This is a genomic window from Streptomyces sp. NBC_01335, from assembly GCF_035953295.1.
Taxonomy (GTDB): domain Bacteria; phylum Actinomycetota; class Actinomycetes; order Streptomycetales; family Streptomycetaceae; genus Streptomyces.
Window position 1 is genome coordinate 5,387,489 of the sequence record NZ_CP108370.1, and the last position, 12,704, is coordinate 5,400,192.

The 12,704-nt window shown below is 71.5% G+C and carries 13 protein-coding genes; 6 read left to right on the forward strand and 7 right to left on the reverse strand.

What is annotated here, in order from left to right:
* Nucleotide 1: 1 nt before the first annotated feature.
* Together OG599_RS23295 and OG599_RS23300 are read right to left on the reverse strand one after the other, a co-directional pair.
* Nucleotides 2-1,222 (reverse strand): globin domain-containing protein, encoded by a 1,221-nt coding sequence (locus tag OG599_RS23295; protein ID WP_327177916.1) that lies wholly within the window; start codon nucleotides 1,220-1,222, stop codon nucleotides 2-4.
* A gap of 131 nt (nucleotides 1,223-1,353) precedes the next feature.
* Nucleotides 1,354-1,803 carry an Rrf2 family transcriptional regulator gene (locus OG599_RS23300; protein ID WP_327177917.1) on the reverse strand — a complete coding sequence of 150 codons (450 nt, stop codon included), beginning with the start codon at nucleotides 1,801-1,803 and terminating at the stop codon, nucleotides 1,354-1,356.
* 180 nt (nucleotides 1,804-1,983) lie between these two features.
* Between OG599_RS23300 and OG599_RS23305 the strand changes: the two genes are divergently transcribed.
* Nucleotides 1,984-3,390, forward strand: coding sequence for a family 2B encapsulin nanocompartment shell protein (locus OG599_RS23305; RefSeq protein WP_327177918.1), 1,407 nt, complete (start codon nucleotides 1,984-1,986; stop codon nucleotides 3,388-3,390).
* A gap of 239 nt (nucleotides 3,391-3,629) precedes the next feature.
* Nucleotides 3,630-4,682, forward strand: coding sequence for a family 2 encapsulin nanocompartment cargo protein polyprenyl transferase (locus OG599_RS23310; RefSeq protein WP_327177919.1), 1,053 nt, complete (start codon nucleotides 3,630-3,632; stop codon nucleotides 4,680-4,682).
* An 80-nt stretch (nucleotides 4,683-4,762) separates the two neighbouring features.
* Here the strand turns inward: OG599_RS23310 and OG599_RS23315 are convergent, their stop codons facing one another.
* Nucleotides 4,763-5,992, reverse strand: a complete 1,230-nt coding sequence (locus OG599_RS23315) for an NAD(P)-dependent malic enzyme (RefSeq protein ID WP_327177920.1) — start codon at nucleotides 5,990-5,992, stop codon at nucleotides 4,763-4,765.
* 556 nt (nucleotides 5,993-6,548) lie between these two features.
* Here OG599_RS23315 and OG599_RS23320 point away from each other — a divergent pair.
* From OG599_RS23320 to OG599_RS23330, 3 genes are read left to right on the forward strand one after another with little or no spacing between them, the layout of a single operon-like run.
* Nucleotides 6,549-7,490: an ABC transporter substrate-binding protein gene (locus OG599_RS23320; RefSeq protein WP_327177921.1), complete on the forward strand. Its 942-nt coding sequence runs from the start codon at nucleotides 6,549-6,551 to the stop codon at nucleotides 7,488-7,490.
* Between the two features lie 29 nt (nucleotides 7,491-7,519).
* The gene (locus tag OG599_RS23325; RefSeq protein WP_327177922.1) at nucleotides 7,520-8,461 is read left to right on the forward strand and encodes an amino acid ABC transporter permease; all 942 of its coding nucleotides are present in this window, start codon (nucleotides 7,520-7,522) and stop codon (nucleotides 8,459-8,461) included.
* A 5-nt stretch (nucleotides 8,462-8,466) separates the two neighbouring features.
* Complete coding sequence (locus OG599_RS23330; RefSeq protein ID WP_327180158.1) at nucleotides 8,467-9,219, forward strand: amino acid ABC transporter ATP-binding protein; 753 nt, start codon at nucleotides 8,467-8,469, stop codon at nucleotides 9,217-9,219.
* A 68-nt stretch (nucleotides 9,220-9,287) separates the two neighbouring features.
* On the opposite strand, the gene OG599_RS23335 is transcribed toward OG599_RS23330, so the two are convergent.
* The 3 genes from OG599_RS23335 to OG599_RS23345 form a co-directional block, all read right to left on the reverse strand.
* A complete protein-coding gene (locus tag OG599_RS23335; RefSeq protein WP_327177923.1) occupies nucleotides 9,288-10,067 on the reverse strand; it encodes a hypothetical protein in 780 nt (259 codons plus the stop codon).
* Nucleotides 10,064-10,552 (reverse strand): SigE family RNA polymerase sigma factor, encoded by a 489-nt coding sequence (locus tag OG599_RS23340; RefSeq protein WP_327177924.1) that lies wholly within the window; start codon nucleotides 10,550-10,552, stop codon nucleotides 10,064-10,066. The genes OG599_RS23335 and OG599_RS23340 overlap by 4 nt, the downstream gene beginning before the upstream one ends.
* A gap of 200 nt (nucleotides 10,553-10,752) precedes the next feature.
* A complete protein-coding gene (locus OG599_RS23345; RefSeq protein ID WP_327180159.1) occupies nucleotides 10,753-11,442 on the reverse strand; it encodes a class I SAM-dependent methyltransferase in 690 nt (229 codons plus the stop codon).
* 191 nt (nucleotides 11,443-11,633) lie between these two features.
* Between OG599_RS23345 and OG599_RS23350 the strand changes: the two genes are divergently transcribed.
* A complete protein-coding gene (locus OG599_RS23350) occupies nucleotides 11,634-12,263 on the forward strand; it encodes a CGNR zinc finger domain-containing protein (protein ID WP_327177925.1) in 630 nt (209 codons plus the stop codon).
* On the opposite strand, the gene sodX is transcribed toward OG599_RS23350, so the two are convergent.
* Nucleotides 12,167-12,604, reverse strand: a complete 438-nt coding sequence (gene sodX, locus OG599_RS23355; RefSeq protein WP_327177926.1) for a nickel-type superoxide dismutase maturation protease — start codon at nucleotides 12,602-12,604, stop codon at nucleotides 12,167-12,169. The two genes, OG599_RS23350 and sodX, sit on opposite strands and share 97 nt — an antisense overlap.
* Nucleotides 12,605-12,704: the final 100 nt, after the last annotated feature.

Genomic DNA, 12,704 nt, shown 5'->3' on the forward strand with positions numbered 1-12,704 from the left:
GTCAGTCCTGGGCGAGCCAGAGGTCGGGCCCGAACACCTCGTAGTGGATGTCCGCCGCCTGGACGCCCTTGGCCAGCAGCTGGGTCCGTACGGCGCGCATGAAGGGCAGCGGGCCGCAGAGGTAGGCGTGGGTGCCGGGGGCGACGGTCAGGCCGCCGAGGTCGACCAGTCCGGTGCGCTCGGCGGGATGGCCGGCCTCGGGGCGCTCGTACCAGAAGTGGGCGGAGCCGTCCTTGAGGCCGGTGGTCAGCCGCGCATGGTCGAGCCGCAGGGCGTGGTCGGCGGGGGAGCGGTCCCCGTGCACCACGGTGACCGGCCCGTCGTGGCCGGTGGCAGCGAGGTGCTCCAGGAACGACAGCATCGGGGTGCAGCCGATCCCCGCCGAGGCGAGCAGCAGCGGGGCGGCCGGTGCGGCGTCGAGGGACGCGCCGAGAGGGCCGAGGACGAGGTCCCCGTACGGCAGCGAGACGCGCAGCCGGTCGCCGGGGCGGACGTGCGCGTGCAGGTGCGCCGAGACCTCGCCGTCCGGCCCGTCGCCGTCGTGCACCCGCTTGACGGCGATCGAACGCAGCGGGGAGTCCGGGGCGCCCCGGAGGCTGTACTGGCGTATCTGGCGGGCGCCGTCCGGGAGTTCGACCTGCACGGAGACGTACTGGCCGGGCCGGAAGGCCGGGGCCGGGGCGCCGTCGGCGGGGAGGAGCCGGAAGGTGGTGACGTCGGCGGTCTCCGTCGTGCGTCCGGCGACCTCCCACTCCTGCCAGACCTCGCCCGCGGCGACACCGCGTTCCGCGTAGAGCCGGTCCTCGAAGGCGATCAGGGCGTTGGCCATCAGCCAGTAGACCTCGTCCCAGGCGGCGGCGACCTCGGGGGTGACCGCGTCGCCCAGCACCTCCGCGATGGCGGCGAAGAGGTGGGTGTGCACCACCTCGTACTGCGCGGCCGTCACGCCGAGGGAGGCGTGCTTGTGGGCGATCCGGCTCAGCATCACGTCGGGGCGGGTGTCCGGGTGTGCGACCAGCATCGTCGCGAAGGCGGCGACCGAGCCGGCGAGGGCGCGCTGCTGGGTGGCCGCGGCCTGGTTGCCGCGGTTGAAGAGGTCCCTCAGCAGCTCGGGGTGGGCGGCGAAGAGCTTCCGGTAGAAGAGGTCGGCGATGTCCCCGATGGCGGCCCCGACGGCGGGGAGGGTGGCGCGGACGGTGGCGGTCGACGGCTCGGAGAGCATCGGGACTCCTCGGATGTTGAATTGGTATGCAGGATGCCTATTTTGTGGCGTGCGTGCGTGCGTGCGTGCGTGTGTGTGCGTGCGTCCGGTGCGGCCCGTGGGGCGCGCACCCGGTGCGGGGGCGGGTCGGTTCAGCCGGTGTCCGGCCGGGTCGCGGCGATGCCGAGGAGCAGGGGCCCGGTGGGCGAGGCGACGAGTCCGGTGACGGTGACCGGGTCCAGCTCCGCGAAGAAGGCCTCCTGGGCCCGGCGCAGGGCGCCGCGCAGCCGGCAGGCGGCGAGCAGCGGGCAGGGAGTCTCCCCCTCGCACTCCACGACGTCCCCGGCGCCTTCGAGTTCGCGGACCACGCCGCCGACGGAGGCGGTGCGGCCGGCCCCGGTGAGGGTGAGCCCGCCGCCGCGTCCCCGGCGGGCCTCGACCAGGCCGAGGTGCTGGAGCCGGGCGACCACCTTGGCGGTGTGGGTGTACGGCACGCGCATGGTCGCCGCCACCTCGCGGGTGGTCGGCGCCTCGCCGTTCTCCACGACGGCGAGGCGCATCAGGACCCGCAGCGCCACGTCGGTGAATCTCGTCAGTCGCATGAGGGCACCGTAGATAACTGGCATCCAGGATGCAAGTTATCGAACGCGACGAGCGCCGTCCGGCCCCTTTGCCCAGATCCAAGCATGGTTAGTCGCACTCTTTTGTGTAATGGCGTAGCGACACTCCGTGCTGAAAGGCTTCTTCACGCAGCTCAGTCCATGATCGAGAGGACCCGTCAGATGTCCGTCAGTGAAGAGGTTCGCGACACGCAGGGCCCGCCGCAGCAGAGTCTCGGCACGGCCGCTGCGAGGAACCTCGCGACGACCACCAAGTCCGCGCCGCAGATGCAGGAGATCACCTCCCGGTGGCTGCTGAAGACGCTGCCGTGGGTGCAGGTACAGGGCGGTACGTACCGGGTGAACCGTCGGCTCAGCTACTCGGTCGGGGACGGGCGGGTGACCTTCGTGCAGACCGGCGACCGGGTCGCCGTCATCCCCGCGGAGCTCGGCGAACTGCCCGCGCTCCGCGAGTACGCGGACGAGGAGGCGCTCGCCGAGCTGGCCCGCCGCTGCGAGCAGCGCAACGTGGCCGCCGGGGAGGTCATCGCGGCCTCGGGGGACGCGGCGGACCGGGTCTACCTGCTGGCGCACGGCCGGGTCGAGAAGATCGGCACGGGCCCCTACGGGGACGAGACGGTGCTCGGAGTCCTCGCGGACGGCTCCTACTTCGGCGACCACTCCCTGGTGGAGGGCGACGCGCAGTGGGAGTTCACCACCCGCGCGGCCACCGCCTGCACCCTGCTGACGCTGAGCCGCTCCGACGTGCTCAACCTCGCCGAGCGGGTCGACACCCTCCGCGACCACCTCGCCGGACTGCTCGCCATCCCGCAGCAGCGGACCAACAACTACGGCGAGGCGGCGATCGACCTCTCCGCGGGTCACGTCGGCGAAGCCGTCGTCCCGCACACCTTCGTGGACTACGACGCGGCGCCCCGCGAGTACGAACTCAGCGTCGCCCAGACCGTACTGAAGGTGCACAGCCGCGTCGCGGACCTGTACAACCAGCCGATGAACCAGACCGAGCAGCAGTTGCGGCTCACGGTCGAGGCGCTCCGCGAGCGCCAGGAGCACGAGCTCATCAACAACCGGGAGTTCGGCCTCCTCAACAACTGCGACTACGGCCAGCGGCTCCAGCCGCACGACGGGGTGCCCAGCCCCGACGACATGGACGAACTCCTCTCCCGGCGGCGCGGATCGAAGCTCTTCCTCGCCCACCCCCGCGCCATCGCCGCCTTCGGCCGCGAGTGCAACCGGCGCGGACTCGTCCCGGAGAGCGTGGACGTCGGCGGCCACCACGTGCCGGCCTGGCGCGGGGTGCCCATCTTCCCGTCGAACAAGATCCCGATCACCGAGGCCCGCACCACCTCCATCATCTGCATGAGGACCGGCGAGGCCGAGCAGGGCGTCATCGGCCTCCACCAGACCGGCCTCCCGGACGAGATCGAGCCGAGCCTCTCCGTCCGCTTCATGGGCATCGACGAGCAGGCGATCATCTCGTACCTGGTCACGGCCTACTACTCCGCCGCCATCCTCGTCCCGGACGCCCTCGGGGTCCTGGAGAACGTGGAGGTCAGCCGCTGGCACTGACGGCTCGCGCGGTGGGCCCCGGAGCCAGGCCGTGTCCGACGATTCCCGCCGGGCGGGGCGGCGCGCATCGTCGGACACGGCCCGGGCCCGGGGTCCTCGCCCATGCCCGCGCCACCGCACCGCCCGTACGAGCCGCACGGCACGTACGAGCCGCACGGCGCGTACGACCGACCCCGCACCCCCGGCCCACGGAGAACCGGACCGGGGGTTCACCGGCGACAGAGGGAGTGACCGTGACCATGACGAGTACGGACGCCGCGACCGAGGGCTTCGAGGCCGCCGCGCTCCTGGAGCGGACCCGGGCCGTCGTCGACCCGCACCTGCGCGCCGCGGTGGCGTCGCTGCCCGGCGGGATGCGCCGGGTGGCGATGTACCACTTCGGCTGGGCCGACGCCGAAGGCAACGAGGGCAGCCCCGCCTCGGGCCCGGCCGGCAAGGCCATCAGACCCGCCCTGGTGCTGGCCGCGGCCCGCGCGCTGGGCGGCGACCCGGAGCGCGCGGTGCGCGCCGCCGTGGCCGTCGAACTCGTGCACAACTTCACCCTGCTCCACGACGACGTCATCGACGAGGACGCCACCCGGCGCCACCGGCCCACCGCCTGGGCGGTCTTCGGCATCCCGGACGCCGTCATCACCGGCGACGCCATGCTCGCCCTCGCCCTGCGGCTGCTCGCCGACGACGACCACCCCGCCTCGGGCCCCGCCACGGCGCGGCTCACCGCCTGCGTCATCGAACTCTGCGCCGGCCAGCAGGCCGACTGCGCCTTCGAGGAACGGGGCCCCCGGGAGGTCACCCTCGACGAGTGCCTCACCATGGCCATGGCCAAGACCGGTGCCCTGCTCGGCTGCGCCTGCGCGGTCGGCGCCCTCTACGCGGGTGCCTCGGACCGGTCGGTCGGCGCGATGGACGGCTTCGGCCGGGAGTCGGGGCTCTCGTTCCAGCTCATCGACGACCTGATCGGCATCTGGGGCGATCCGGCCCGCACCGGCAAACCGGTCGGCGCGGACCTCACCGCCCACAAGAAGTCCCTGCCCGTGGTGGCCGCGCTCACCTCGGGGACCCCGGCGGCAGCCGACCTGGCCGCGCTCTACGAAGGCCCCCTCGGCGCACCCGACGAGGTGCGCCGGGCCGCCGACGCCGTGGAGCGGGCGGGCGGGCGCGACTGGGCGCAGGTCACGGCGGCCGACCGGATGTCCCGGGCGGTCCACCACCTCTCCCGGGCCGTGCCCGACCTGGCGGCGGCCGGGGACCTGCTCTCCCTCGCGGAGTTCGTCACCCGCCGCAGCCACTGACCATCTTCTGTACGTACGGAGCCCCGCTCCCCGTCATACGGGGGAGCGGGGCTCCCTACGTCGGAACGCGGCGTGGGGCGTCAGCGCCGGGCGACGCCCTCGGCGCGCGCGGCGGCGGCGACCGCGGCCGTCACCGCCGGGGCCACCCGCTCGTCGAACGGCGACGGGATCACGTACTCCGCGGCCAGCTCGTCGCCGACCACGTCGGCCAGCGCGTTCGCCGCGGCGATCTTCATGCCCTCGGTGATCCGGGAGGCCCGGACCTGGAGCGCGCCCGCGAAGATGCCGGGGAAGGCCAGCACGTTGTTGATCTGGTTCGGGTAGTCCGAACGCCCGGTGGCCACGACCGACGCGTACTTGTGCGCGATGTCCGGGTGGACCTCGGGGTTCGGGTTGGCCATGGCGAAGACGTACGCGCCCGGCGCCATCGAGGCGACGGCCGGCTCGGGGACCGTACCGCCGGAGACGCCGATGAAGACGTCGGCGCCGGCCAGCGCGTCCTCCAACGGGCCGGAGATGCCCGCCTTGTTGGTGAGGTCGGCGATCTCCCGCTTGACCTCGCTGAGGTCCTCGCGGTCCCGGCTGACAATGCCCTTGCGGTCGGCGACGGCGATGTCACCGATGCCCGCCGCCAGCAGGAACTTCGCGATGGCGACACCGGCCGCGCCCGCACCCGAGATGACCCCGCGCAGGTCGCCCAGGGTCCGGCCGGAGAGCTTCGCCGCGTTGCGCAGGGCAGCCAGCGTCACCACGGCGGTGCCGTGCTGGTCGTCGTGGAAGACCGGGATGTCCAGCCGCTCCTGGAGCCTGCGCTCGATCTCGAAGCAGCGGGGCGCCGAGATGTCCTCCAGGTTGACCCCGCCGAAGGAGGGTGCGAGCCGGACGACGGTCTCCACGATCTCGTCCGTGTCCGTGGTGGCGAGCGCGATCGGCACCGCGTCCACACCGCCGAACTGCTTGAAGAGGATGGCCTTGCCCTCCATCACCGGGAGGGACGCCTCGGGGCCGATGTCCCCGAGACCGAGGACGGCCGTGCCGTCCGTCACGACCGCCACGACCTGCGACTTCCAGGTGTAGTCGTGGACGAGCTCCGGGTTCTCCGCGATGGCGCTGCACACCTTGGCGACGCCCGGCGTGTAGGCGAGGGACAGGTCGTCCTTGTCGCGGATCGGCACGGTGGCCTGCACGGCCATCTTCCCGCCGCGGTGGAGCGCGAAGGCCGGATCGAAGGGCTCGTCGGCCGCGTTCGACTCCCCGGCCCGGCTGCCGGCGGTGCTGTGGTTGAGAGGATTGACGATCTCCGCTGCCATGCTGTCTGACCCCTTAGGTCTTCATCGTCTGAGGGTTTGCCGCTCCTGGTCGAGGAGGGGTGGGTGGGCACCGCGTACGTCCCCGCGCCGGCGGTTGGACCGCCTCGGCAGAGAGCGTTCGTACGCGCGGACGCGCCGCACACGCGTCCTGGTCCCCGGATGAGGGGTGTAAAGGTCTTTCTTACCGGACCGGGCCCGCCGTGGACGAGTCTCTTTCGACCCGGTGACGTGGTTCATGGGCGAATGGTGTGACAAGTCCGCACGACCCGCGCGCTCGGCGGCAAGTCCGTTGTACGGCACACGAGTCGTGGGGCCGATCCGGCCGTTCCGGAGATTCTCCGGTCTCACGGTGAAATTCCCACAGATGGTCCGGTTCGGTTCCGTCGGCTTCTGGGGATTCGGGGGTCGCCCGTTACCCGATTTTGACATGGCTGGACCCCTGAATGGGCTATTCCGGATGGCAAGATGCCCTAATCGCTCGGGGTGTCGGGACTCGAAGATGCGTTCACGCGCCCCTTTCTTTTTGACACTCCCTCACCGCCGGAGGACTCCGACCATGACCGCTCGCACCATCCGCTGTACGCCCGCCATGTCCCGTCTGGCTGCGGTGGGCTCCCTCGCGGTCGCCGGCGCGCTGATCCTGACCGGCTGCGGAGACCAGACCGGCTCCTCGGACAAGGCGGACTCCTCCGCCCCGCTCGTCGACCTCCTGCCCCAGGCGATCAGGGAGAAGGGCGAGATCAAGGTCGGCTCCGACATCGCCTACCCGCCGGTCGAGTTCAAGGGCGACGACGGCCGGACCATCGGCATCGACCCCGACCTCGCCGACGCGCTGGGCAAGCAGCTCGGGGTGAAGTTCGTCTTCCAGAACGGCACCTTCGACACCCTGCTCACGGGGCTGCGTTCGAAGCGCTACGACCTGGCCATGTCGGCCATGACCGACACCAAGAACCGCCAGGACGGCGTCGACCCCGAGACGAACAAGAAGGTCGGCGAAGGCGTCGACTTCGTCGACTACTTCACCGCCGGTGTCTCCATCTACACCAAGAAGGGCGACGACAAGGGCATCACCACCTGGGCGGACCTCTGCGGCAAGAAGATGGTCGTCCAGCGCGGCACGGTCTCCCACGACCTCGCCAAGGCCGAGAGCGCCAAGTGCGGCGCCAAGGGCGAGATCTCCATCGAGGCGTTCGACAACGACCTGGAGGCCCAGACCCGGCTGCGCGCCGGCGGCGCCGACGCCGGTTCCTCCGACTTCCCGGTCGCCGCCTACGCGGTCAAGACCTCCGGCGGCGGCAAGGACTTCCAGCTCGTCGGCGAGCAGGTCGAGGCGGCCCCGTACGGCATCGCCGTCGCCAAGGGCAACGACAAGCTCACCAAGGCCATCCAGTCGGCCCTGGACGCGATCATCAAGGACGGCACGTACCAGAAGGTCATCACCAAGTGGGGCGTGGACGCGGGCGCGGTCACCGAGGCCAAGATCAACGGCGGCTCCTGACCGGAAACCGGCGCTGAAAGGCATCGACAGTGATTGACATCGACAAGACGGAGCCCGCGGACACCCCGCCGGCTCCGGCTGCCGGGCCCGAGCCGATCAAGGCCGTCCCGGTACGCCACTACGGCAGGTACGTCGCCGCGGTCGTGGTCCTGGGCCTGCTCGCCTCCCTCGTCTACGCCTTCTCGCAGGGCGACATCAACTGGGGCGCGATACCGGACTACTTCTTCAACGACCAGATCCTCGAAGGCGTCAGGAACACCGTCGTCATCACCCTGCTGGCCATGGTGATCGGCATCGTCCTCGGCGTCGTGCTCGCGGTGATGCGGCTCTCCAAGAACCCGGTGACCTCGTCCGTCGCCTGGGGCTACATCTGGTTCTTCCGCGGCACCCCGGTCTACGTACAACTGCTCGTCTGGTTCAACCTCGGCCTCGTCTTCAAGTACATCGACCTCGGGCCGATCTACAAGGACGAGTGGTCGTCCTTCATGACCCCGTTCCTCTGCGCGCTGCTCGGCCTCGGCCTCAACGAGGCCGCGTACATGGCCGAGATCTGCCGCGCCGGCCTCCAGTCCGTCGACGAGGGCCAGACCGAGGCGGCGCACGCGCTGGGCATGACCCACGGCAGGACGCTGCGCCGGATCGTCGTCCCGCAGGCGATGCGCGTCATCGTGCCGCCCACGGGCAACGAGGTCATCAACATGCTCAAGACCTCCTCGCTCGCGGTCGCCGTCCAGTACGGCGAACTGCTGCGCTCCACCCAGAACGTCTCCCAGTCCTCCGGCGCCACCGTGGAGATGCTCTTCCTCGCGGCGGTCTGGTACATGGTGGCGACCTCGGTGCTGAGCATCGGCCAGTACTACCTGGAGCGCCACTTCGCCCGCGGGTCGAGCCGCAGCCTCCCGCCCACCCCGTTCCAGAGGGTCAAGGCCAACGTGCTGTCCCTGAGCCGTCCCAAGGGAGGCGTCGCATGACCGCCATGGTGAAGTCCGAGGGCGTCCACAAGTCCTACGGCGCCTCGCACGTCCTCAAGGGCATCGACCTGGAGGTCGCCCCCGGGGAGGTCTTCTGCCTGATCGGACCGTCCGGTTCCGGCAAGTCGACCTTCCTGCGGTGCATCAACCACCTGGAGAAGATCAACGCCGGACGGCTCTCCGTCGACGGCGAACTCGTCGGCTACCGCGAGCACGGCGGCCGGCTCTACGAGCTCAGGGACAGCGAAGTCGCCCTGCGGCGCCGGGACATCGGCATGGTCTTCCAGCGCTTCAACCTCTTCCCGCACATGACGGCCATCGAGAACGTCATGGAGGCCCCGGTCCAGGTCCTGCGCGAATCCAGGGCCGTCGCCCGCGAGCGCGCGGAGCGGCTGCTGGACCGGGTCGGCCTCTCCGACAAGCAGGACAGCTACCCCTCGCAGCTCTCCGGCGGGCAGCAGCAGCGGGTCGCCATCGCCCGCGCCCTGGCCATGCAGCCCAAGCTGATGCTCTTCGACGAGCCCACCTCCGCGCTCGACCCGGAGCTGGTCGGCGACGTCCTGGACGTCATGCGCGGACTGGCCGAGGAGGGCATGACGATGATCGTCGTCACCCACGAGATGGGCTTCGCCCGCGAGGTCGGCGACGCGCTCGTCTTCATGGACGACGGCGTGGTCGTCGAAGCCGGCCACCCGAGGGACGTGCTGACGAACCCGCGGCACGAGCGGACGCAGGCGTTCCTCTCCAAGGTGCTGTAGGCGGACGCCGATACGGGGCGGTGGAGACTCCCGGTCTCCACCGCCCCGCGTCGTGCGCGTCGCCCGCGTCACTTCGCCGGCAGCAGCTCCGGCCGGGTCAGCAGGTCACGGACCTGGGCGGTGGTCAGCGGCGGGGTCTTCAGCAGCGGCCCCTGCGCCCCCTTGGCCTCGAACCCCGTGCTGGAACGGAGCACCAGCACGCTGCCGTCCTCCAGGGTCAGGCGCCCGTCGATCTCCGGACCCCACTGGGGCGTCCCGTCCCCGTAGTCCATGGCGTCGCTCCAGGTGGTGAGGGTCCGTCCGTCCGGCAGCACCTCGCGCACGCAGTCGACCCGCGGCGGCTCCTTGCCCTCGACCTCGCACAGGTCCTGGTCCGCGACCGGCACCTCGGCGCCGCTCTTCGCCGCGACCTCCTTCGCGCTCCTGACCTCGAACGCCAGGTAGCCGACCCCGCCGTCCCGGTGGACCGCGTACTCCCCGTCCAGCGGACCGAGGTGGTCCCGCTTCCCCTCGCCCGGCTTCACGTGCTTGATGAGCACCGCGAACGAGACCTCTTCCAGCCTGCCGACCCCCGCCGGCAGCAGCGCCGCGACCCGGCTCGCCCTGTCCGTACCGGACGTGGCGGACGCCGCGACCGAGACCCGGTCCAGCGGGGTGGCGGCGCCCTGGTTCAGCCGGGGCACCGCGACCGCCCCGGCCGCCACGACCGCGAGGGCCGCGCACGAGACCGCCGCCCTCCGGCGGAACCGCACCCGGGCCGCGCCCGCGTACACCGCCCGGGTCGACAGCCCCGGCCGGCCGGCGTCCGCCGCGGCCCTCTCCAGCAAGTTCCTCACGTCGTCGCTCACACCAATTCCTCCGTCATCCCGGCGCGCAGCGCCGCCAATCCCCGAGCCGCATGGCTCTTGACCGTGTTCTGCCGCATTCCGAGCAGGTCCGCCGTGGCCTCGACGCTCAGGTCCTCCCAGTAACGGAGGACCAGCACCGCACGCTGTCTGGCCGTGAGCCGGGCGAGCGCCGCCCGTACCTGGAGGCCGGTGTCGCTGTCCTCCTGGCCGGCCGCGCGGTCGGGCAGTTCGCCGTACGGCTGCTCCCGCCGCCAGAACCTTCGGCGGGACGCGATGAAGGTGTTGACCAGCGTCTTGCGCGCGTACGCCTCGATGTTGTCGAGCCGCCCGTGCCGCCGGCCGCCGACCACCACCTTCACGAGCGCCGTCTGCACCAGGTCCTCGGCCTCGTGCCGGTCGCCGCACAGCAGATAGGCGCTGCGGAACAGCGCGGTGCGCCGGCTCTCCACGAAGGCGTGCAGCGCGGCATCCTCGTCCGTCCGCATTCCCCGCCCCTCTCCAGGCCCGCGGGCGCGGACCGTCTCACCCCTTCCAGTGCGCCGGACCACGACGGAGGTTGCGGCCGGACGCGACGGATCTCGGACGTGTCCCGCGCGGGGTGCCGTACTCGGTTACCGGGGTGCTGGGACACGGCGGCGGGGGCGGTACGGAACCCTCTCCGTACCGCCCCCGCCGCCCGCTGCCGTCACTTCAGCGCGAGCACCACCGCGTCGGAGGGCGAGGCCCAGACCGTCCGCGCCTCGCCGAAGCCGGACGCGCGCAGCGTACGGGCGTGCCAGTCCGCCGAGGGGGCCTCCCCGTCGGCGTGGTCGCCGTAGATCGCGAACCGCTCGGCGGTCGGTCCGGCGAGCGCCGGGTCCTTCGCTGCCTCGCCCCACCACTCGGCCCAGTCGAGCGCGCCCGCCGCCTTGGCCCGGTCCATCCCGGCGTGCCGGTGGGCGCGTTCGGCCGCGTTGAGGCGGGGAGTGGACGCGTCGGTCATGTGGTCCGCGTTCATGAACACCCCACCCTCCCGCACCAGTTCGCCGACCTGCCGGTAGAGCACGGCGAGCGGCTCACGGTGGAACCAGTGGAGCGCGGTGGCCGTGAGTACCGCGTCGTACGAGGTACGGGGCAGCGCCGCCGTCCACGCGGGGTCCTTGAGGTCCGCGGTGACGAGGGTGACCCGGTCGTCGCCGTCGAAGGTGCCGCGGGCGATGGCGAGCAGCGCGGGGTCGAGATCCACGCCGGTGCTGGTGGCCTTCGGGAACCGGCGCAGCAGCCGGTCCGTAATACTTCCCGTACCGCAGGCGAGATCGAGCACGCTCGGCTCGGGGCCGACCACGGCCTCGACCATGTCGAGCATGATCCGGAAGCGCTCCTCGCGGTCCGGCATGTACCACTCCTGCTGGCGGTCCCAGCTCCGCTGCCAGGAACGCCAGTCGGTGCCCGCCGCCGAGCCCGTCACCTCGGTGTCCGTCACGTGAACCCTCACCTCTGAACCTCTGATGTAATACTCAAATTGCACGATCGACCATTACACTGCTGGTTACAGGGAACTTTAGACCCACGTTGTAAGGACGACAAGTGGAACTGGCCTATTACTCGGACTACGCCGTGCGTCTGGTCAACACCGAGGAGCCGGCCCGCAACAAGGACGCGCTCACCTCCGTCGACGCCGTCCGCGAGCTCTTCGCCGGGAACGCTCAGGCCGCCCGGCGGGCGACCGACGCCGACGTGACCCGCTTCCGTTCCGTACGGGGCCGGCTGCGCGCCGTCTTCGAGGCCGCGGACGGGGGTGACGAGACCCTCGCGGTCGACCTGCTGAACTCCCTGCTGCTGGAGTTCCCCGTCAGCCCGCAGATCTCCGGCCACGACACCCTGGACGGCACCGGGAAGCCGGACTGGCACATGCACCTGGCGGACCATCCGTCCAACGCCACCGCCGGGTACGCCGCCATCGCCGCCATGGGGCTCGCCTTCCACCTCACCACCCACGGGGTGGACCGGCTGGGCCTCTGCGAGGCACCGCCGTGCCGCAACGCCTACCTGGACACCTCCACCAACCGGTCGCGGCGGTACTGCTCCGACCGCTGTGCGACCCGCGCCAACGTGGCCGCCTACCGGGCCCGCAAACGCCTGGAGGCCGACCGGTCCGCCGGCAACGGCCGCACCGCCGAGGCCACCCAGCCCAGCACCCCCAGCGGCGACCGCTGATCCTTCCGCAACGGCCGGAACCGCAGATGCGCCCGGGCGAGGACGAGATCCTCCGGGACGGTCCCGTACACCGTGCTGTCGCCGCCCGCGAACGTGTTGTCCGCCAGCACCCACCAGCCGCCCGGGCGGCGCTCGGTGGCCCGCTTCACCACCAGCAGATCCTGCTGGAAGGGATGGCGCAGAATCACCACGTCCCCCGGACGCACCGGCGCCCCGTACTGCACCAGGAGCCGGTCACCGTGGTAGAGCGTCGGCACCATCGAGGGCCCCGTCACCTCCACCACCTGAAACCGCACCCCTGCCGCCCGCCCGTCCCCGGGCCCCTGCGCCGGTTCCGCCATCTCCGCTACCTCCCCGCTCCGTTCGTCCGCCTCCAGTACACCGTCCCGCGCGCCGCTCGTACATTCGGCCTCAGGCGCTCATCCTCACCCCGGACTTTTG

What these genes read in the sequence shown, in the direction of transcription:
- sodX (WP_327177926.1), bottom strand. Translation starts at nt 12,604, where the DNA reads ATGGCGGAACCGGCGCAGGGGCCCGGGGACGGGCGGGCGGCAGGGGTG.
- OG599_RS23295 (WP_327177916.1), bottom strand. Translation starts at nt 1,222, where the DNA reads ATGCTCTCCGAGCCGTCGACCGCCACCGTCCGCGCCACCCTCCCCGCC.
- OG599_RS23330 (WP_327180158.1), top strand. Translation starts at nt 8,467, where the DNA reads ATGGTGAAGTCCGAGGGCGTCCACAAGTCCTACGGCGCCTCGCACGTC.
- OG599_RS23345 (WP_327180159.1), bottom strand. Translation starts at nt 11,442, where the DNA reads ATGCCGGACCGCGAGGAGCGCTTCCGGATCATGCTCGACATGGTCGAG.
- OG599_RS23310 (WP_327177919.1), top strand. Translation starts at nt 3,630, where the DNA reads ATGACGAGTACGGACGCCGCGACCGAGGGCTTCGAGGCCGCCGCGCTC.
- OG599_RS23320 (WP_327177921.1), top strand. Translation starts at nt 6,549, where the DNA reads ATGACCGCTCGCACCATCCGCTGTACGCCCGCCATGTCCCGTCTGGCT.
- OG599_RS23340 (WP_327177924.1), bottom strand. Translation starts at nt 10,552, where the DNA reads ATGCGGACGGACGAGGATGCCGCGCTGCACGCCTTCGTGGAGAGCCGG.
- OG599_RS23300 (WP_327177917.1), bottom strand. Translation starts at nt 1,803, where the DNA reads ATGCGACTGACGAGATTCACCGACGTGGCGCTGCGGGTCCTGATGCGC.
- OG599_RS23315 (WP_327177920.1), bottom strand. Translation starts at nt 5,992, where the DNA reads ATGGCAGCGGAGATCGTCAATCCTCTCAACCACAGCACCGCCGGCAGC.
- OG599_RS23305 (WP_327177918.1), top strand. Translation starts at nt 1,984, where the DNA reads ATGTCCGTCAGTGAAGAGGTTCGCGACACGCAGGGCCCGCCGCAGCAG.